Genomic DNA, 20,938 nt, shown 5'->3' on the forward strand with positions numbered 1-20,938 from the left:
ATGAATTCGGATTAAAAAACACAATTAAAAACATACAAATCGCTAATAAAATGATTGCTGAAGCTGTAAAAATTTACAACAACGAACGCTTGCACTGGAGTTTAGAACTAAAAACACCAAAAGAAGTACATCGAAAATACAACCAACAACCTTATAAATCCTATGCACGAAAGGTTGCGTAAGGAATGTTGGTAACTTTTTTAAAACCCGAAGGGAATTTTTTAAAAAAAGTTATCAATGTTCCGATTACAAATCCGTATTTTTGATTCAAGTAATAACCTAAAAATGGTCAACGTATTTTAGGACAAGACAAAAACTGAACGAAAATAACACCAATGAAATTTAAATCTGATTTTATAGCTTTATTAAATTACAAAAAATCGGAAGATGGTGGACGTCAAAATTTTGCATTATCTGGATATAGACCTGCAATAAAATTTCCTTTTTCTGAAATGCAAACTTCAGGAATTCAAACTTTTATTGATAAAGAAAAAGTATTTCCGGGTGAAACTGTTAAAGCAGAGATAAAAATACTTTCTGATGAATATTTTAAACATCAACTTTGCGAAAATTTAGAATTTGACTTTCGAGAAGGACCAAATATAATTGGAACTGGAAAAATTATTTCAATATTAAATCCTAAATTGAAATCAGAAAAACATACAATTATGGATTCAAGAATAATTTATGAAGCAAATAAAACCTATCATAACAATATTGAATGGTTAATGCCTTCTACTAAATCCGAAAGTGAATGGCTTTATTTAAAGTTTGAAGAAACCAATAGCAAAAAAATTATACAAGAAATAATAGACAGTTTTTTTGAAAGTGAGATATTATTTGTCTCAATAACAAGAAATGAATCTTTTCAAACGGAAAAGATTAATATTAACGCTAAAATCGAAGAATATCTTAAAAACCAAAATTTTTCAATTTGGAATCAAGAATTTAATAAAGTTATAGAGTTTAATAAAATTGGAATATATAGAAAAGGAATAAAAGCCAGCCACTAACAGCGGTTTCAAGAAATGGCGAGGCACGGGATTTATCAGAAATTGGAAAGGTCTTTAATTAAAAGTTTTTGTTATATTTGTAATGGCTTGGTCTTGGTTCATCGCCACTTCTTGAAGCCGCGACACGTTAGCCGTCAGTTTCGCGAACCGCAGAAAAAAGAAGAACACTATGAAATCACAAATTTTAAAAATAATACTTTTTGCATTTATAGTTTCACTATTTATATCGTTCTTAATTTCGTGGACAAATTATAATTCAACTGAAGGAAATGAAGCAAAACAAGGTATGTTTATTCTTTTAATGATAAACACTTTTTTATGCTTTATAAATATCATTTTATCACTTCCAGGATTATTAAATCTAAATGAAAAGATACTACGAAATAAAATATTGAGTTATCTCACTTTCATAATATTACCTTTGACATTATATATTTTACTTTTAGTAATGTTTTTTATAACTCAAAGTTTAAAAGAAGACTTTATGGATTTTGTAGGTATGTCAGCTCCATCAATAATATTTTGTATTGCAGTAACTTTACAATTTTATAACTACAGAAAGAAAATGGAGGCTAACAAAACATAGGTTTGAAAATTGAGAAAATATATTGAAAATAAATAAAACCGAACGGCTAACAGGCGTAGCTGTTGCACAACCACAATTTTTAAAAAACAAAATCATAAATCATAAAATTTCAACCTCTTTTAAAGTAATTTAAAGGAGGTTTATTTTTTAATTGTAGTTCAAAATTCTAATTTTTTGAAGGCTTATAATTGAGTTATTGTTGCCTAAAAAGACTGATTTTATTAAAGCAAAGTACATCCCTTGTTTTAGGGAAATAACTTGACTGAAAATTGATGGTTTTTTGATGGTAAAGCGTAAGTATTTCTTCAAGTTGTAGGTTAAACTTGCCATTAGTACGTGTTTGTTGGCGTTTTTGATACCTCTTGTATTTACTCGTTTCATATTGGTAAAGTTAACCAAGGTTCCAATAACAGGTTCTACTGTTTTACTTCGTATTCTGGACATTTTCTTAGCATACTCAGGGTTTTGAGTGAGTTTTAGATGCATTCTATCATAATGTTCTTTGTGGATGCTGTCGCCTGCCTTCTTAAATTTTGTGTAGTATTTTTTTTTCCTTGCTAATGAAAATCTAAAAAAAATTAAATTTATATACAAGGTTTTGTATATTTGAGTTGCGCAACAAGGACAGCCGTTTTACATTATTGCTGGGCTTTCTGTTACTATTTTGTCTTCATCGAGGGTAATCGAGTGAAAACAATTTTATCTTTCTAAGAAAATTATAGGTTTGCTTGGTCAGTGTTAGCAACGGCAAATTACATAAAGTCTAAAAACGTTTAAACATATATAGCTTGAATAAAAAATTTGAAATATTACAAAGTTTACCAGTTTACGGAGACATGTATAGTACAATTCCCGAAAATGCTTACACTCAATTTTCAGAAGGATTAGCCGTTAAGTTTATAAAAAAAGATCGTAGCGAATGGATTGGAAATCTCGAAAAGGGAAATTCAACTTTTAAATTTGGCTCAGAATTGCAAGATGGAACTATTTTAATTATTGCGCTTGGAATTTGTTATATTTTGGATATAGAAAGCAAAAAGGCTATCAAAAATTTTGGTTTTGACTATAAAAAAGTTTTTGAATATAAAAATTCTTTGATTTTAATTGGAGAATATTGCATCTCTATAGTTGAAAACGCCCATAACATAAAGCATTTTGACAATTTGTGTTATGAAGGAATATCAAACGTTGCATTGGAAAACGAAAACATAAATGGAATTCTAAATACTATTGATTCATCATTTAATAATAAAGAAATCGCTTTCTCGTTAAATCTTGAAACCTTTGAGGTTACTATAAATGGAAAGACAAAAAGTCAAGCTTCAACGGAACGTAAAAAGTGGTGGAAAATATGGTAACATACGCTACCAACATCCAACTCTAGGAATAATAATCCGCTGGATTTATCGCAAACCAAAAAGTTCTTTTATTTAAAACTTTATTTATATTGGTGAAAGCTATAAAATTAGTTCATCACTACTTCATTTTGCAATAAAAGGTTAATTTGATATTTCAAAAAAAACAAATAAATGAAAAACATCTTCAAAATATTTATCGTAGTTATTGGATTAACATTTCTAATGTCAAATAATCTGTATGAAGAAGCAGCAAAAAACAGTTCAGAAAAAAAACGAAATGGTAAACAAAAAAGTGAGCAAAACTCATTACTTTTTAATTCAATAATCGGGATTTATGAATACAAAACAAATGTGAAAAATGAAAATCATTACATAGTTCTGGATTCGATAAACGGCAAATTAGTTGGAATGTATTTTGGTTCAGAAAATGAAGGAGAACACGGAATTGCATTTTATGAAAATGCTATGGAAAACTTAAAAATTGAAAAAAATAAGATAAGTTTTGAAATCTTAAGCCGAGAATTGTTTGCAAAAAGTCAATTTAAAATTGTCAAAAATAATTCACAGAAAGAAAAATCTATTGGTTTATCAAAAACTAAGTTAGAATTTATTGGGAAATTTACCAATTCGACAATCGAATTAAAATGTGAATCTAAAAATGGAGATTGTTGGGAGCCAAAAATAAAATTTATTAAACTAAACAAAAAAAACGTCCGCTAAAAGCTGTTTGCTACTAAAAAGAGTTTCGAAATTTACCTAAAGTTTGTTACTTTTGATTTTATGTAGCATAATATAAAGCATCCGTTTATTAATTCTAACTGCGACCATTGATAGGAATTAAAAAAAATACTAAAACTTGATGCAACAAAATCTGATGAAGTAATATAAACTAAAGTAACCCAGTAAAACAATGCAAATAATTTTTGGATGGCGCGAGTTTATTATTGAAAAATATACTAGTACAGAAATTGGTATTGACGAAACTGTATTGCCTAAAACGCAAATTCGATTGGCTCAAGAATATTTCCATTTGTTTTTTATTCCTTTTTTCGGAACGGATAAAACCTGGTATTATCATTCTAATGGCAAATGGTTAGTTTTAAAACCAGAGCACGAAGCGCAAATACTACCCAAATTCTATAATAAATTTACACCTTGGTATCAATATGCCGGAATACTATTGCTCCTATTAATCGCATTTGGTTATTATATTTTTGGATTGGCAAGCGCCATAAAAAGTGTAAATGACGAGGAAACACACTTGCAAATAACAAAAAGTAAATACAATACTCAAATAAATCATCTTAATGAAAACTTCTACATAGGTCTTGAAAACAGAGCTAATGGTAGTATAGAAGGTATACTTTATTTGAAAATTGATAGCATTATTAGCCAGAAACTACATTGTTCCTTAATCAATCCGAATAAAAGCTATGACATCACGCCATTTTATATCGACTCGTTGTATAACAATCGCAAAAGTGAATTAGATACAATTTCTATTACCAAACAACTTTTATTGCAAGCTATTCCTATAAAAAATGGTGAACAGTATAACACTTCTGCATCGGGCATTTCAGTTTATGACAAACGGTATTCGGTTATTGAACTATTCGAACATAGCAAACCCTATCTAAGCAAAGGGAACAAAAGTAGTTTCAATACCGATGGAAATTTTATGATTTCATTTAAAAATCAACTTGATGGTGGTCAGATTATTGGTATCGAAAACAGCAAAACAACTAAATTAAATTGGATAACAAAATTCCCAATTGCTATCCCGATAGGTTGCTCCACGCAGGATAAAAATGACAGAAATAGCATTTTCGAACTTAATGGTACCAATTACAACGCCGAACAACCGTTTGAGTTCATCTTAAAATGCCTTACCAAACAAAATAAAAAAATCAATTATTTAGTAAAAGGCACTGCATCGGACTATCAAATAGAAGAAATTTATTAAAAAATTAATTATCCTAAATCATAATGACAAAGCTCAAAAGTAACATCTATATTGTATTATTACTTATACTTGCGTTAATGAGTTTCAACAGTCAAGAATACAATGTAGAGGGTTTGACTATTACGTTCAAGAAAATTTCTGAAGATTATATCAGACCTGACGCACCTAACGGACCAATGGGATCAAGACCAATAGAACCGACTGAAGGAATGAAATTTGTTAAATTAAAACTTACCCTCAAAAACCAAGGCGAAAAGGATTGCACATTTGATTTTAATGACGTATACCTTTCAACGCAACAAGATAGTTTGTACCGATTTTTAACCTTTCAATCGTACTTTACTGGTACAAAAACTAAAATAAAACCAAATAAAGAACTCGATAGAATTATATTATTTGAATTTCCGGACACTGCCACACCTAAAGAATTATTTATCGAGGATAAAAGATATTCCGTAAAGTTAGATAAATGATAGAAATGTACAGAAAAAATGGTAGAACAAACATAGCTTTTTTCTACAATTCTGTAACTACTTCGTCCAAATTTAATCTTGATTTACTTTTGATTTGTGGCTGATTAGGATCACTTTCATCTCTATATCCAATAGCTACAGCAAATAAAGAAGTATAATCAGTAAGTTGTAAAATGGAATCATACTCCTTGGATTGTATACCTTCCATTGGCGTTGAGTCTATATTCATACTGGCACAAGCGCTTAAAAAACATCCTAAAGAAAGATAAACTTGATGTTGAAACCAAGCTTTTATTTCAGCCTCAGGCAAAGGCTTTATGTACTGATTATAATAACCAACAGCACCTTCGGGTAAGTTGTTGTTGATTTGGTTTTCAAATGTTTCTATCACATCAACCGCACAAAATACTACTAAATGGCTTGCATCTTTTATTTTTTGTTCGTTAAAAAAAGATACTGCTGCCAATCTATTTTTAATTTCCTCATTAGACACAAAAATAAATTTCCAAGGTTGGCTATTTATAGAAGATGGACTTAATCTTAAAATTTCTTTTAATTGTTCAATTTCATCCGAAGAGATTTTTAGTTCGGGATTGTACTTTTTTGTTGTATAACGACTTTTTGCTAGTGATATGAAATTCATTTTTTAAATATTTAAGAGATGTAATTTGCTTTTAATTTTATTGATAGATTAACTTTTAGAACCATTATTTTTTCAATCGATAAATATAATATGGTGGTGTACCCAAATCTTTCGTACCAGTAAACGCAGTAGTTTTATGAAGTTGATTCACAGCAATATAAATATATCCATTTTGTATACTTATATTATCAGGCCACAGTAATCGTTCATCTCGAATGATTGGCTTTAACGTTTTGGTAGAAGCGTTCCATTGATCAATTCCTTTATCATTCAAATTGGTAAAATAATGATGTCCGTCTTGATCAGTTACAGCTCCATCTGATATGGGCTTCTCTCCTACTTTAACAATAGTCTCCAAAATAGCAGCATCACTCAAACCAGCTCTAATAGCTTTTGCAGAAATACTATACCAAGCTTTTCCATTCATTGCACCATAAAAAACAGTTTCTTTATCATCAGAAATGGTAATCGGATCAATAGCCACGCGAGATGGTTTGCCACCAAAATAAATAATTTTAGAATCTATAACTGTATCTATATTTTCACTTAAAAAAGAATCGTGTTGTTTTAAACGTCTACTCGCTTTCGATTTTGTATTAACCACAATTAATCCCGGATTTTCGATATCTGCAAGATAAACAAAACCGTTCTTTAAATCGACAGCCAAATCTTGAACAAACGAACCTTTTGGCGCTACTTCTTGTGGTAATGTTAGCGCAAAAATAGTTTCTTTGGTTACGGCATCAAAACAAAACAATCTAGTGCTTCCAATATTTAAACCCATATCAATAACCCACAAATTTCCGTTTTCATCTGTCGTCACGCCAAGTGGTGTATCAAACGAAGTTTCGGTTGCTGAAGTGCCGTTTTCCCTTTGCCAACTTTTATTCGGAAATGCTTCAATCGTTTTTGAATCTTTAACCGTTACCAATTGCAAAGACGGATTGCCTAATGGATGAATTGTCGCATAAATAGTACCTTTGTTACTAACTGCTACATTGCCTGGACGAACATTCATTTCGACTACTACTTCTAAAGAATTAGAATTTAAACTTTTTTGTTGTGCGCAAACTTCACCTCCAAAACTGAAGATAAAAAGGCTGGTCAAAACGATGTTCTTAATGATGTTGATTTTTTTCATTTATTTGAAATTGTTAGATACTATAATTTTTATAGTTGCAAAAGTAAGTATAGTAATTTATCTTTGCAATAACGGATAAAATTGATAGTAAGCGATGTATTGTATAGATAATAAAGAATTTCCTTGCAGCACTAGTTTGACAATGAACTACATAGGAGGAAAATGGAAAGCGGTTATTCTAATTCATTTAATTGAAAAAAAACGCTACAACGAACTACGAAAGGAACTTTCAATGGTGACCGAGCGCACCATAAGTCTTCAGTTAAAAGAATTAGAAGCCGACGGATTGATAAAACGCACCGTGCATACCATAAAACCACCACTTAAGGTAGAATATGAACTTACTGAATTTGGCAAAACCCTAATACCCATTTTAGAAGCAATGGCGCAATGGGGCGAAGTTGCAGCAGAAACAAAACTTAGAGTTTCGATTTAAAAATAACTTGTACTTAAAGGTTAACGATAATTGTAATACTACGGTTAATTGCATTCATTCAAAAGTAATTGAAGAAAGTTAAAAAAATATGATCTCCAGCAAATTAGTAATACCCATTTCATTTTTAATCCTTAAAAACTTTTGCTTCTACACCTTAATAAGACGAAAAAAAGTACCTCCAGTGCTACTTATTTTTATTTATTATCTTCAAACTGTTTTAGCCATTTATTTAAATGTAAAATTCAATGAAAATAAACATGATTCTTTAAATAAAGCTTTACCGATACTGATAAATCTAGATTTTTTATTTTATCTGTTCTATTTTGTTTCGATTTCTTACTTCAAATTATCCAAGAATATTTTTAAAACCAATCTTATAAACCCTTTAGCATTTTTTATCAAACCATTTAATGATGGTGAAAACTTGAAAAGGAATTATATTCTAATTACAATTATAGAAGTGATTATTGTCGTTTTAGTTGTAATAAAAAACTAAACAAATACAATTAATCATCTTCACTTTCTAAAGACTCAAAACGCTAGACCAGCAACCAAATAATATTTATCAAACAAAATTTAGGATCAAATCCCCAAATCAATTGCAAAATAATCACCGACAAAGTGATGATAATAGGCTTTTTGTATTTTAAAACAAATGCTTTCATACTATATTTTAATTTGTGAAAAAACAAAATACAATTCAGAGGCAATTTGCAAACTGCGTTCGGCATACTTTTCATTCATTATCTCAGTGCCATCAAAGGCTTTTGGATCGTCATATTTTATCGGAAATCGTGCTTCGGCTCCAAATACCATTGGACAACCTTCGTCAGCGTTATTGCAAGTCATAATCGCTCCAAAATTGTTTTTGGGGTTAAAATCATCAAAATAAGTTTTTGAAAAACAAATGATTGGATGTTGATTTTCATCAAATTTCACCGCATAAACCGGATTTTCATTCGAACTTAACTTCTGAATATAAAAACCTTGATTCTGTAATGTCTCGCCCACTTTCGAAAACATAGCCGTAGCTTCAGTTCCTCCTGAATAACAATGGACTTTGCTGATTCCGAAATGAAACGCCATCGTTTGTGCCCAAATTTGTGATAAATGACTTCTTCTAGAATTGTGTGTGCAAATAAAGTTCAATCGAATTTCTTCGCAAGCGTCAACTTTATTTTGAATGTAATCTACCAACTGCTGCAACACTTCCTTTCGCTCACTTGAAACGGGAATAGTATTAAGTTCATTGATGGTTTTTGCTAAATTTTGAAACATTATCTTTAATTTTGATTATACAACACCTATAAAAACAATCTATTATAGATTTCTACTTAATTAAAAGTTGCAATTAAAATGCCTTTTAACAACAACCTGAATCTGGCGTGCAACACGAACTTTCTTTCGGTTTCCACTCACCTATTTTTACTTTCAATTTTTCTGGCGGAATGCCACAATTGTCCTTCGCCAAACAGTCGGTAAGTTTTGACTTTAGTAAAAAATTTGTACCATCAAATTCTAAGGCAAATTTCCCAATGGTTTCCTTCATTTGATATTCCACTTCAATTTCTAAATCGGGAATTTCAAGTTTAGTTTCTGATAATTCAATAATATGTAGCAATTTCTCAGGATGCAAACGATGGTCATAGTCATTGGCTTCCCAAAGCTGAAAATTAGCCACTTCTTCTTTGCGCACCACACCACCACAATCAATAAAATGTTTACTGATTTTTCCAACCTCAGTGACGTGAAAATGATTCGGAACCAACTCACCATTAGGTAACTGGAAAGCAATCTGAGACAGATTTGTTAATTGTTTTTTTATTTCGGATAGTTTCATAGGTAAGAGTTTTAAGTAATAAGTATTAAGTATTAAGACTTTGGAATTAGGATTTTAGATTTTGGAATTTGGGATTTGGGATTTGGGATTTGGAATTTGGAATTTGGAATTTGGAATTTGGGATTTGGGATTTGGGATTTGGAATTCGGAATTTGGGATTTGGGATTTGGGATTTGGGATTTGGAATTTCCCTAACAACATTTATTTTTTAACTTGTGCCTAATCATACCAAAATGATTCTCAATTTTATCAATCGTATCTGGATTTATGCAATAGCAAATAGCAGTGCCTTCAATTGTTCCTTTAATAATATTGGCGTTTTTTAATTCTTTTAAATGTTGTGAAATCGTTGGCTGTGCTAACGGCAATTCGTTAACAATATCGCCGCAAATACAAGAATCTACAGTCAACAAATAGTCCACAATAGCAATCCTTGCCGGATGTGAAAGTGCCTTGAATAATGAAGCCATTTCGTTATGTGCTACTGAAAAGGATTCTGATTTTGATGCTCCCATTTTTTATATAGTTTATTATATTGCAATATTACAATAAAACAATAAGTCGATACAAGTCTTTTATGTTAAATTTATAGTCAATAGTAGTCTTCCCTATTCCAAAATTATTTCCTACTTTTGAAATCTAAAATTTAATCAACAATGGCAACAATAACTTTAGGAGGAAATCCAGTAAATACCAACGGTGAATTACCAAAAGTAGGTTCGAAAGCAACCGATTTTCAATTATTAAAAACCGATTTATCAGTAGCAACTTTAGCCGATTATGCAGGAAGTAAAGTAGTATTAAATATTTTTCCTAGCGTCGATACCGGAACTTGTGCAGCTTCAGTTAGAGCTTTTAACGAAAAAGCAAACGCACTTGAAAATACCAAAGTTCTATGTGTTTCAAGAGATTTACCTTTTGCGCAAAAACGTTTTTGTGGTGCCGAAGGATTGGAAAATGTAGAAAATCTATCAGATTTTAAAGATGGAAGTTTCGGAAAAAACTACGGCCTTGAGTTAGTTGATAGCGCTTTTGCAGGATTACACTCAAGAGTAGTAATTGTATTAGACGAAAACGGAACGGTTAAATATACCGAACAAGTTGCTGAAATTGGTGATGAACCTAATTATGAAGCTGCATTAGCATCACTATAAATGGATTTTGAAAGAGATAAAACATTCGTCACTGGACGTTTTAAAAGTTTGGGCTTTGCGTTAAAAGGTGCTATTAAATTAATCACTACCGAACATAGCGTGATGGTTCAAAGTGCATTAGCTGTAATAATGATTATAGCAGGTTTTTATTTTGATATTTCCCACGAAGAATGGTTAATTCAAACCTTGGCAATCGGATTGGTCTTGAGCATTGAAGGATTAAATACGGCTGCCGAAAAAATTGCCGATTTCATTCATCCAGAATACCACGAACGCATTGGTTTTATAAAAGATATAGCCGCAGGTGCCGTATTTTTTGCAGCAATGACCGCTATTGCAGTAGGTTGTATCATTTATATTCCAAAATTTTAAACAGCAATAAATTTCTATTTTTATACCAACTATTTAATTTCGAATGGCAAAACAAGTAAAAAAAGAAAACACAAAAACAACCGAACCAAGCGAAAAACTTCCTTGGAAAATGAAGAAACAATACAAAGTCGTTTTGGGTTGTCTTTTAGTGATTTTATCCATAGCCTTGTTAGTGGCTTTTATTTCGTTTTTCATACATGGTCAAGACGATCAAAGTGTGGTTTCGGAAGTATCTGATCGAAACAAACCTGCCGCAAACTGGCTTGGTAAAGTAGGTGCTTTCTTAGCCGATTTCTTCATCTACAAAGGTTTCGGTGCCGCATCGTTCTTATTCGTGAAATTGTTTTTCATTACAGGCGCTTTCTTGGTACTTGATTTACCTTTAAAGAAGTTAAAATCGACTTGGTTTTGGGATTTATTTGTTGTAATCATTTTGTCTATTTTATTCGGATTTTTTGCCAATTCAATTCCTGAACTTGGCGGAACGATTGGCTATGAAATGAATTTATTCTTTCAAGATTACATCGGAAAAATTGGAACGTTCTTAGTATTAGTATTCGGATTAATAATTTATTTGTTATTCAAAATAAAAATTTCTCCCGATAGCATCAAAGCCTTTTTCGAGAAAAAGCAAAACGAAATCAAAGAAGATCTTGAATCAATGAAATCAAAATCTTCAGAAGATAGTACTGCAGCTTACAACCTTGAAGAATATGCTATTGAAGAAGCTAAAGACGATTTAGATACCGTTTTTGATGAGCCTTACATCAAACCAACACCTTCGCAATTTGAAGTCAATAAAGAAGCCTTAAAGCCAACAATTTCAAGTTATTCTGAAATTGAATTAGAACCAACGCTTAAAACCGAACCAAAACCTGCGGTAAAACCAACGCTTTCTTTAGAAATCGAACGTCCTGAACCTCAAATCATCGAACCTGCTAAAGAAATCATCAAAACCAATGATGAAGCTTTTGTGATCGAAAAAGCTTTAGATGAAGAAACAGTGGAAGAAAATTTAGCATCTAAACTTGTAGCTGATTTCGGTTTGTTTGACCCTAAATTGGAGCTTTCGAACTATAAATTCCCAACCATCGATTTGTTAAAGGAATATTCTACCGTTGGAATTACAATTAATCAAGAAGAATTAGAAGAAAATAAAAACAGAATTGTTGAAACTTTAAGAAATTACGGAATAACGATTTCGCAAATTAAAGCAACGGTTGGACCTTCGGTAACTTTATACGAAATTGTGCCTGACGCCGGAATTCGTATTTCTAAAATCAAAAGCTTAGAAGACGATATTGCCTTATCTCTTGCGGCACTCGGAATCCGTATCATCGCACCAATTCCAGGAAAAGGAACGATTGGTATTGAGGTACCAAACAAAAATCCAACAATGGTTCCGATGAAAACCGTGATTACTTCAGCCAAATTTCAAGAAGCTGAAATGGAATTACCAATCGCGCTCGGAAAAACTATTTCTAACGAAACATTTGTATTTGACTTAGCCAAAATGCCTCACCTATTAATGGCTGGAGCAACGGGACAAGGAAAATCAGTCGGATTGAATGCTGTCTTGACTTCGTTATTATACAAAAAACATCCTGCTGAAGTGAAGTTTGTTTTGGTCGATCCTAAAAAAGTAGAATTAACGCTTTTCAACAAAATCGAACGCCATTATCTAGCCAAACTTCCTGATTCTGAAGATGCCATAATTACTGATAATAGTAAGGTAATCAATACTTTGAATTCACTTTGTATCGAAATGGACAACCGCTACTCTTTGTTAAAAGATGCGATGGTTAGAAACATCAAAGAATACAACGAAAAATTCAAGCAACGCAAATTAAATCCGGAACACGGACACCAATTTTTACCTTATATTGTGCTAGTAGTCGATGAGTTTGCCGATTTAATTATGACTGCCGGTAAAGAAGTAGAAACTCCAATTGCACGTCTAGCTCAATTAGCGAGAGCAATCGGAATTCACTTGATCATTGCTACGCAGCGTCCTTCGGTTAACGTAATTACGGGTATGATCAAAGCCAACTTTCCTGCGAGGATTGCCTTTAGAGTTACCTCGAAGATTGACTCAAGAACCATTTTAGATTCTGGTGGTGCCGACCAATTAATCGGACGTGGAGATTTATTATTCTCTAACGGAAATGACTTGGTGCGTGTGCAATGTGCTTTCGTGGACACACCTGAAGTAGAAAAAATTGTTGATTATATTGGTGCACAAAAAGCTTACGCAAGCGCTTTTATGTTACCTGAATACGTTGGTGAAGAAGGAAGTGTCAAACTTGACATTGATATTTCTGAAAGAGATGCGCTTTTTAGAGATGCTGCAGAAATAATTGTTACTGCGCAACAAGGTTCGGCATCATTATTGCAAAGAAAATTGAAACTAGGTTACAATCGTGCGGGTAGATTAATAGATCAACTGGAAGCTGCCGGAATTGTTGGACCTTTTGAAGGAAGTAAAGCTCGAGGTGTAAACATTCCTGATTTAGTTTCTTTAGAACAATTTTTAAATAATGAACAAAATAATGATTAAAATGAAAAAAATTCTTTCTATTGCGTTACTTCTTTTAGTTGGTTTAAATGCTAATGCAGAAGATAAAAAAGCAAAAGAACTTTTAGATGAAGTAACGGCTAAAATCAAAAGTTATAAGAATATTGTAATCGATTTTAAATATTCTTTGAACAATGCCAAAGAAAATATCAATCAAGAAAGCAAAGGAAATGTAACGCTTGAAGGTAACAAATATGTCCTTAATTTTATGGGCGTAACCAAAATCTATGACGGAAAAAAAGCGTATACTATTAATCCTGAAGATGAAGAAGTGACCATTTCTAGTGTTAACGATAAAGATGAAAAAGCCATCACTCCAGCCAAGATGTTAACCTTTTTTAACAGCGGCTACAAATACACAATGGATATCGCTCAAAACATCAAAGGACGCAAAATTCAATACATCAAATTAATTCCGAACAACGCTAAAGACCAACGCAAAGAAGTTTTATTAGGTATAGATGTGCAAACCAAAACAATCTATAACCTTATCGAAGTTGGTAAAAACGGTACAAAAACCACTTTGACTGTTAATTCTTTTAAAACAAATCAGCCTTTATCAAAAAATCAATTTACCTTTGTAGCCAGTAAGTATCCAAACTACTACATCAATAAATTAGATTAACTTTTGTGAAGATAATAGATAAGTATTTATTAAAAACATTCTTGATTACATTTACTACGGTATTTGTAATCTTGTTTTTTATATTCATTTTGCAAACCGTATGGCTATTCATTTCAGAATTAGCGGGTAAAGATTTAGAGTTTCTTTTAGTTGTAAAATTTCTATTATTTTCAATGCCAAGGATTGTGCCTTTGGTACTTCCACTATCGGTCTTGTTGTCATCGATTATGACTTTTGGTAGTCTTGCTGAAAATTATGAATTTGCAGCAATGAAATCTTCTGGTATTTCGTTTCAAAGATCAATGCGAAGCATTACGGTATTCATATTTTTATTAAGTATTCTATCATTCTTTTTTGCCAACAATGTAATTCCTTATGCAGAATATAAATTCATCAACTTTAGACGCAACATTGCTCAAGTAAAACCCGCAATGGCCATTGCCGAAGGTCAGTTTAGTGAAGTAGGTTATTACACCATTAAAGTAGATAAAAAATTGGGTGAAAAAGGAAACTTACTTTCCGGAGTTACCATTCACAGAAAACTACCCAACGGCGAAGGAAACACTACGGTAATCAAAGCCAAAAGAGGAGAATTGATCAGTAGTGAAGCTTCAAACACCCTAAAATTAGTTTTAACAGACGGACATTACTACGAAGATATCATTCCAAAAAAATACGAAGAGCGAAACAAAATTCCGTTCGCCAAAGGTTCGTTCAAACGCGATGTTATTAACATTGATTTATCCAAACTGAACCAATCAAGTATGGATGAAATTGATATTTCGAACACGAATACGATGCTTAATTTAAGCGAGTTGCGTTACACCATCGATTCACTAAACGTAAATTACAAAAAGGATTTGAAATCCTACACCGAAAACATTTATATGCGTACTGGTGTGGCTAATACGTATTACAGGCCTGAAAATAATCCAGCTATGGTAAAAATCCCAAGTAGTGATTTATTAAAAGGGATGTCTCCTATTCAAAAAAGTGACATCTTAAAGGTAGCCTTCAGCAACATCGAAAATACGGTTTTCTCCATCGATACAAGTATTTTTGACATGCAAGCAAAATTAAAAAGCATCAACAAACACTGGATTGCCTATTATGATAAATTCATGATTGCTTTTTCGTGTTTACTAATGTTTTTTATTGGTGCACCTTTGGGCTCGATCATTCGTAAAGGTGGTTTGGGTTTACCTATAGTTTTTGCGGTATCAATCTTTATTATTTTTCACTTCATAAATACCTTTGGAAAAAGAGTTGCCCAAGAAGATGGTATGACGCCTTTTATGGGTGTTTGGATGTCTTCAATAGTCTTGACTCCATTGGCAATCTTACTGACTTACAGAGCTATCAATGACATTGGCGGAATGATAAGTTTTGACGCAATTTTAATGCCTATTCAAAAGCTTTTTAAAGTTAAAACTAATGTAAATAAGGCCACACCAATTCCTGACGGTACAGCTGAGGAAGCAACAAAACCTCAAATAGATCATTCTTTTGATACAAAAGCACACCTCCTAGCCTTCAATAAAAATAGTACAATTACTAGTATTGTATATTTTATAACGCTAGCTAGTGCGTTCTTTTTAGCATTACAAACTAATGTTATGACAATGATTTTATTTGGATTGGCGATTTTGATGCTATCCTATTTTATCTTTAAAGAACAAAAGATAGTATCCAAAATAAGTACAGCAAACTGCTTGACAATAGAACCTGGTTTAGGAATAGCACTCCTAACCGGATTCCCATTTTATCCACTCTTATGGTTTTACACTAAAAGCCAATTAAGAAAACTAACTACAACATAATACTATGTCACAAAACATACAACTAAACACCATCGAAGAAGCCATAGAAGACATCCGTCAAGGAAAAGTAATTATTGTGGTGGATGACGAAGATAGAGAGAATGAAGGTGATTTCTTGGCAGCAGCCGAAAAAGTTACTCCCGAAATGATTAATTTTATGGCCACACACGGCCGTGGATTGATTTGCGCACCACTGACAGAAAGCCGTTGCAAAGAATTAGGATTGCATCCAATGGTGAGTAACAATACCGATCATATGGAAACTGCTTTTACAGTATCTGTAGATTTAAAAGGTAATGGTGTTACAACGGGAATATCAGCTGCCGACAGAGCTAAAACTATTTTAGCATTAGTTGATGAAAATACCAAACCTCACGAATTAGCAAGACCAGGACATATTTTTCCCTTAGTTGCAAAACAAGGAGGAGTTTTAAGAAGAACCGGTCATACCGAAGCCGCTATTGATTTTGCAAGACTAGCCGGATTTAAATCAGCTGGTGTGATAGTGGAAATAATGAACGACGACGGAACCATGGCAAGACTACCGCAATTGGTAGATGTCGCTAAAAAGTTTGATTTAAAACTAGTTTCTATCGAAGCCTTGGTAGCCTATAGAATGCAACACGACAGTCTGATTGTCAAAAAAGAAGATTTTGATATAGAAACCCGTTTCGGAACCTTCCGCTTAAGAGCTTATGTTCAAACCACAAACAAACAAGTACATATCGCATTAACAAAAGGTACTTGGAATGCTGATGAACCTATACTTACACGTATCAATTCTTCGCAAGTTAATAATGATCTGTTAGGCACATTAACCACCAATGCCGACAAACAATTGGACGCCATGTTTAAAGTGATTAATGAAGAAGGAAAAGGCGCTGTAATTTTCATTAACCAAGACATGCAATCGGTTAGTCTATTAAACCGCATCGTTGAATTAAAAACATTGCAAAGTCAAGGTGTTATGAAAGCACCAAAAATCATAATAGATTCTAAAGATTTTGGAATTGGCGCACAAATTCTACACGATATTGATATTTCTAAAATACGATTGGTATCGAATACGGAGCAAACCAAACGTGTAGGAATGATTGGTTATGGCCTAGAGATTACGGAATATGTAAATTATTAGTAGTTTTTTCGAAAAAAAATAAAACTCTAAAACTAAGAAAATGAAACGATTACTTTTTATTATAAAAATTAATCGTTTTTTTATTGAATTTCTATTTGGAAAACTAAAAAAGGTTCTTATATTTGCACTCGCAATCAGGAAATGATAGCAACATATTGGAGAAATGGCAGAGCGGTCGAATGCGGCAGTCTTGAAAACTGTTGACTGTAACAGGTCCGGGGGTTCGAATCCCTCTTTCTCCGCCAGCTGGAAAGCAAATTGAATTAAAACCCTTAAAATCGTATGATTTTAAGGGTTTTTTCTTTTTATCACATATCAAATTATTCATTCATTCGTGAACCTAAAGGGATAAAATCGGTTACCCTAAACAATCCAAATTTTGGGTAACCGATTTTTATTTCAGACTAGTATTCACAAGGCTTTACAGCCAGTTCAGTAACCAGTTTAAAAACTGTACATCTTGTGGATTAGTCATATTGAAGTTAAATTTAATAACAACTAAAAAGGTCACCACAATGAAAACAAAAGTTTCAATTCTCTTTTATGCAAAGAAAGCGAAAGCATCTGCAAATGGTTTAGTTCCTATCTACACCAGAATTACTATCAATGGAAAACGTATCGAGCTAAGTACAAACCGATTTGTAGAAATATCCAAATGGTCTACAGAAGCAGGTAAAATGAAAGGTACTTCCGAAGAAGCTCGTTCAATAAATAATCATCTTGATATACTGAAAAGTCAAATTAGAGATGCTGAAATGGAATTAATCCATAAAAAGACAGTTATTACTACTGAAACAATTAAGAGTAAACTTTTAGGAGTTGATGAAAGAGCAAGAATGCTCGTTCCTATCTTCCAAGACCACAACTACAAAATAAAAGAATTGGTTGGAAAAGAATACGCTCCAGGAACATTAGAACGCTACACTACTTCCCTCAAGCATACGATCGAATTTATGCAATGGAAATACAATGTTTCCGATATCGATATTACAAAAATTGATCACGCTTTTATAACGGATTACGAATTTTGGTTACGAAGCGTTAGAAACTGTGCTAATAATACAGCTGTCAAATATCTTAAAAACTTCAATAAAATTATCAAGCTTTGTTTGGCCAATGACTGGCTTGATAAAAATCCATTTGCTAACTACAAATCTAAAGTTAAGGAAGTTGAACGAGTTTATCTCACTGAATTAGAAATCCAATCCATTATCGAAAAAGATTTCAAAACAGAAAGACTATCACTAGTTCGAGATATTTTCCTTTTTAGCTGCTTTACTGGTTTGGCATACATAGATGTCAAAAACTTAACAAAGTCGCATATAAGCTTCGGTATTGATGGCGAGAAATGGATATTTACTCACAGACAAAAAACCGAGAGTGCTTCAAAAATTCCAATCCTTCCTGTTACACAAATGATAATTGACAAATACGAAAATCATCCACAATGTAATAACGAGGATAAACTACTTCCCATCCTATCCAACCAAAAGATGAATGCGTATTTAAAAGAAATAGCTGGAGTTTGTGAAATCGAAAAAGAATTAACCTTTCATATTGCACGACATACTTTTGCTACTACGGTAACGCTTACAAATGGAGTTCCAATAGAAAGCGTTAGTAAAATGCTTGGTCATAAAAACCTAAGAACTACTCAACATTACGCTAAAGTGTTGGATAGAAAGGTAAGTGAAGATATGCAGATTTTAAAATGTAAATTCTCTTTGTCAGAAAAACACAAAAAAGTTTCTTCATAAATAATTTATGTATAGATTTAATAAATTCAACATTCATTCAAAATTGATTAGTTTCTTTGCAATATGAAAATTTTAATAATAGAAGACGAAATAGAAATTGCTACAAGTATCAAAAACTACTTGAGTAGTAATGATTTTGTTTGTGAATCAGCAAGTACACTAAAGACAGCAATAGAGAAAATCGATTTATATTCATACGATTGCATTCTTTTAGATTTAATGTTGACAGATGGTGATGGTTTTAAAATATTAGAAATACTCAAAAGTCAAAATAAAACCGATGGCGTAATAATAATTTCTGCCAAAGACACTTTAGAAACTAAGATTGAAGGTTTGACACTTGGTGCAGATGATTACCTAACTAAACCATTTCATTTATCAGAATTATTAGTGCGCATTCAAGCATTGGTTAGACGAAAACAATTCAACGGAAACAATGTGATTTCTTTTAATGAAATAGAAATAGATACAATAAGTAAGTCGGTCAAAATCAAAGGCAACAAAATCGAGTTTACCAAAAAAGAAATGGATTTATTACTATTTTTGATTGGTAATAGAAACAAAGTCTTGTCCAAAAGTGCTATTGCCGAGCATTTATCAGGTGATATGGCAGATATGTTAGACAATCACGATTTTGTTTATGCACACATAAAAAACATGAAAAAAAAGCTAAAAGAAATGGGCGCAGCAGATTATTTAAAATCAGTGTATGGCACAGGATATAAATGGGAAGATGAATAAAAAATTACTTCAAAAAACACTTAGATATTATATTATATTCTCACTTGTAGTAATGCTGCTAGGTGTTCCATTATTCTTTTTTATTAATCAGTGGCTCTATTTACATGAGGCTGACGAAGCTTTACAAGTAAAAAAAGAAGAGTTTGTGAAATTTTTTGTTCCTCAAATAAAAGAAAATGAAATTGTAATATTTAATAAACTAAATAGTGATTTACATATAGAAAAGAATAATGAAGGTATTGTGAAAGACACTATTTTCGAAAGAAATTTCTATAATCACATGGACAAGGAAAATGAACCTTTCAGGATATTGAGATCACCTGTTACTATCAACAATAAGTCATATATCTTTTCAGTTAGAGCCAATCTTGTTGATGATTATGAATTAGCTCTAATAACTTTAGCTGTTTTTACAGTAATCATTCTTATACTACTAATAGGACTATTTATCATTACGCGAAGATTATCAATTACATTATGGAAGCCATTTTACGAAACTTTAAAACAAATTGAACAATTTGAAATTGATAAAACTTCTAATCCAAAATTAATACCAAACGACATTGAAGAATTCAACCGATTAAATAATGCCATAAATAATTTAATCCAAAAAAATAGTAGTATCTATCAAAGTCAAAAAGAATTTATAGAAAATGCAGCACACGAATTGCAAACACCTATAGCTATTTTTAAAGGAAAATTAGAAAATATTTTACAACGAAAAGACTTAAACTTTGAGCAGTTCAAATTAATTGATGACCTAAACAATACTACTACAAGACTGGTCAAGCTTAATAAAAATTTGTTAGTATTATCAAAAATTGATAGCAATTCATACTATGGTATTGAAAAAATAAATCTCCACGAAATCATCTATAATCAACTAACCTTTTTTAGTGAACAGGCACTTTCAAAAAAAATAAGTATTACTACCGAAATAGAGGAAAATGTTGTAGTCAGTTCAAATCATTTTCTTGCAGAAATGCTAATCAGTAACTTATTTTTAAATACTATAAATCACAATGTTCTCGATGGTCAGATTACTATAAAACTGACTAATGATAAGTTGTTATTCTCAAATACTGGTTCACTTTTACCTTTACAAACTGAAAAAATGTTTGAGCGATTTTCTAAGTCCAATCCATCCTCGCAAGGTAATGGTTTAGGATTATCAATCATTAAAAAAATTGTTGACACGAACCACTGGACTATTAACTACAATTTCACAAACATAATGCACACTTTTGAAATAGTTTTCTAAAATTCAATATTTCTTCAAATTCCAGTTAGAACTTTGACCAAAAAT

22 protein-coding genes, 1 tRNA gene and 1 pseudogene are annotated in these 20,938 nt (G+C 31.9%); 18 read left to right on the forward strand and 6 right to left on the reverse strand.

The genetic code is table 11. From position 1 onward, the window contains the following. The 3 genes and pseudogenes from Q0050_RS09470 to Q0050_RS09480 all read left to right on the forward strand — a co-directional run. Nucleotides 1-182: pseudogene (locus tag Q0050_RS09470) on the forward strand (hypothetical protein); the annotation flags it as partial. 153 nt (nucleotides 183-335) lie between these two features. Beyond that, nucleotides 336-1,013: a hypothetical protein gene (locus Q0050_RS09475; RefSeq protein WP_298394725.1), complete on the forward strand. Its 678-nt coding sequence runs from the start codon at nucleotides 336-338 to the stop codon at nucleotides 1,011-1,013. A gap of 169 nt (nucleotides 1,014-1,182) precedes the next feature. Beyond that, a complete protein-coding gene (locus Q0050_RS09480; RefSeq protein ID WP_298394728.1) occupies nucleotides 1,183-1,599 on the forward strand; it encodes a hypothetical protein in 417 nt (138 codons plus the stop codon). A gap of 147 nt (nucleotides 1,600-1,746) precedes the next feature. Here Q0050_RS09480 and Q0050_RS09485 read toward each other — a convergent pair whose 3' ends face one another. Beyond that, nucleotides 1,747-2,085 carry a transposase gene (locus Q0050_RS09485; RefSeq protein WP_298394730.1) on the reverse strand — a complete coding sequence of 113 codons (339 nt, stop codon included), beginning with the start codon at nucleotides 2,083-2,085 and terminating at the stop codon, nucleotides 1,747-1,749. A 302-nt stretch (nucleotides 2,086-2,387) separates the two neighbouring features. Between Q0050_RS09485 and Q0050_RS09490 the strand changes: the two genes are divergently transcribed. From Q0050_RS09490 to Q0050_RS09505, 4 genes are all read left to right on the forward strand, one after another. Next, a complete protein-coding gene (locus tag Q0050_RS09490; RefSeq protein WP_298394733.1) occupies nucleotides 2,388-2,957 on the forward strand; it encodes a hypothetical protein in 570 nt (189 codons plus the stop codon). Between the two features lie 171 nt (nucleotides 2,958-3,128). Next, on the forward strand, nucleotides 3,129-3,677 hold the full coding sequence (locus Q0050_RS09495) for a hypothetical protein (protein WP_298394735.1): 549 nt from the start codon (nucleotides 3,129-3,131) through the stop codon (nucleotides 3,675-3,677). A gap of 190 nt (nucleotides 3,678-3,867) precedes the next feature. Next, complete coding sequence (locus tag Q0050_RS09500; RefSeq protein ID WP_298394737.1) at nucleotides 3,868-4,920, forward strand: hypothetical protein; 1,053 nt, start codon at nucleotides 3,868-3,870, stop codon at nucleotides 4,918-4,920. A gap of 23 nt (nucleotides 4,921-4,943) precedes the next feature. Further along, a complete protein-coding gene (locus tag Q0050_RS09505) occupies nucleotides 4,944-5,393 on the forward strand; it encodes a DUF4352 domain-containing protein (protein WP_298394739.1) in 450 nt (149 codons plus the stop codon). Nucleotides 5,394-5,436: 43 nt separating this feature from the next. Here Q0050_RS09505 and Q0050_RS09510 read toward each other — a convergent pair whose 3' ends face one another. Continuing rightward, nucleotides 5,437-6,036 carry a nitroreductase family protein gene (locus Q0050_RS09510; RefSeq protein WP_298394741.1) on the reverse strand — a complete coding sequence of 200 codons (600 nt, stop codon included), beginning with the start codon at nucleotides 6,034-6,036 and terminating at the stop codon, nucleotides 5,437-5,439. Between the two features lie 64 nt (nucleotides 6,037-6,100). Continuing rightward, on the reverse strand, nucleotides 6,101-7,177 hold the full coding sequence (locus Q0050_RS09515; protein WP_298394743.1) for an L-dopachrome tautomerase-related protein: 1,077 nt from the start codon (nucleotides 7,175-7,177) through the stop codon (nucleotides 6,101-6,103). Between the two features lie 94 nt (nucleotides 7,178-7,271). Here Q0050_RS09515 and Q0050_RS09520 point away from each other — a divergent pair, with 94 nt between their 5' ends. Continuing rightward, a complete protein-coding gene (locus Q0050_RS09520) occupies nucleotides 7,272-7,613 on the forward strand; it encodes a helix-turn-helix domain-containing protein (RefSeq protein ID WP_298394746.1) in 342 nt (113 codons plus the stop codon). A 666-nt stretch (nucleotides 7,614-8,279) separates the two neighbouring features. On the opposite strand, the gene Q0050_RS09525 is transcribed toward Q0050_RS09520, so the two are convergent. From Q0050_RS09525 to Q0050_RS09535, 3 genes are all read right to left on the reverse strand, one after another. Beyond that, nucleotides 8,280-8,891 carry a protein-tyrosine-phosphatase gene (locus Q0050_RS09525; protein WP_298394748.1) on the reverse strand — a complete coding sequence of 204 codons (612 nt, stop codon included), beginning with the start codon at nucleotides 8,889-8,891 and terminating at the stop codon, nucleotides 8,280-8,282. Between the two features lie 85 nt (nucleotides 8,892-8,976). After that, nucleotides 8,977-9,453, reverse strand: coding sequence for a DUF6428 family protein (locus tag Q0050_RS09530; RefSeq protein WP_298394751.1), 477 nt, complete (start codon nucleotides 9,451-9,453; stop codon nucleotides 8,977-8,979). 191 nt (nucleotides 9,454-9,644) lie between these two features. Next, entirely contained in the window at nucleotides 9,645-9,968 is a 324-nt protein-coding gene (locus tag Q0050_RS09535; protein WP_298394754.1) for a helix-turn-helix transcriptional regulator, read from the reverse strand. Between the two features lie 141 nt (nucleotides 9,969-10,109). On the opposite strand from Q0050_RS09535, the gene tpx reads away from it, so the two are divergent. From tpx to Q0050_RS09585, 10 genes are all read left to right on the forward strand, one after another. Continuing rightward, nucleotides 10,110-10,607: a thiol peroxidase gene (gene tpx, locus Q0050_RS09540; RefSeq protein ID WP_298394757.1), complete on the forward strand. Its 498-nt coding sequence runs from the start codon at nucleotides 10,110-10,112 to the stop codon at nucleotides 10,605-10,607. After that, entirely contained in the window at nucleotides 10,608-10,979 is a 372-nt protein-coding gene (locus tag Q0050_RS09545; protein WP_298394760.1) for a diacylglycerol kinase, read from the forward strand. 43 nt (nucleotides 10,980-11,022) lie between these two features. Beyond that, nucleotides 11,023-13,536, forward strand: a complete 2,514-nt coding sequence (locus tag Q0050_RS09550) for a DNA translocase FtsK (RefSeq protein WP_298394763.1) — start codon at nucleotides 11,023-11,025, stop codon at nucleotides 13,534-13,536. A 1-nt stretch (nucleotide 13,537) separates the two neighbouring features. Further along, nucleotides 13,538-14,179 (forward strand): outer membrane lipoprotein carrier protein LolA, encoded by a 642-nt coding sequence (locus Q0050_RS09555; RefSeq protein ID WP_298394765.1) that lies wholly within the window; start codon nucleotides 13,538-13,540, stop codon nucleotides 14,177-14,179. Between the two features lie 5 nt (nucleotides 14,180-14,184). Further along, a complete protein-coding gene (locus tag Q0050_RS09560) occupies nucleotides 14,185-15,999 on the forward strand; it encodes an LptF/LptG family permease (protein WP_367277168.1) in 1,815 nt (604 codons plus the stop codon). 4 nt (nucleotides 16,000-16,003) lie between these two features. Then, nucleotides 16,004-17,134 (forward strand): 3,4-dihydroxy-2-butanone-4-phosphate synthase, encoded by a 1,131-nt coding sequence (gene ribB / locus Q0050_RS09565; RefSeq protein ID WP_298394768.1) that lies wholly within the window; start codon nucleotides 16,004-16,006, stop codon nucleotides 17,132-17,134. A 157-nt stretch (nucleotides 17,135-17,291) separates the two neighbouring features. Beyond that, nucleotides 17,292-17,379: transfer RNA gene (locus Q0050_RS09570), tRNA-Ser, on the forward strand. A gap of 270 nt (nucleotides 17,380-17,649) precedes the next feature. Then, nucleotides 17,650-18,891, forward strand: a complete 1,242-nt coding sequence (locus Q0050_RS09575) for a site-specific integrase (RefSeq protein WP_298394772.1) — start codon at nucleotides 17,650-17,652, stop codon at nucleotides 18,889-18,891. Nucleotides 18,892-18,954: 63 nt separating this feature from the next. Further along, entirely contained in the window at nucleotides 18,955-19,632 is a 678-nt protein-coding gene (locus Q0050_RS09580) for a response regulator transcription factor (protein ID WP_298394774.1), read from the forward strand. After that, nucleotides 19,601-20,893 carry a HAMP domain-containing sensor histidine kinase gene (locus tag Q0050_RS09585; RefSeq protein ID WP_298394777.1) on the forward strand — a complete coding sequence of 431 codons (1,293 nt, stop codon included), beginning with the start codon at nucleotides 19,601-19,603 and terminating at the stop codon, nucleotides 20,891-20,893. The genes Q0050_RS09580 and Q0050_RS09585 overlap by 32 nt, the downstream gene beginning before the upstream one ends. Nucleotides 20,894-20,938: the final 45 nt, after the last annotated feature.

It is taken from the genome of Flavobacterium sp. (assembly GCF_027483985.1).
Taxonomy (GTDB): Bacteria; Bacteroidota; Bacteroidia; order Flavobacteriales; family Flavobacteriaceae; genus Flavobacterium.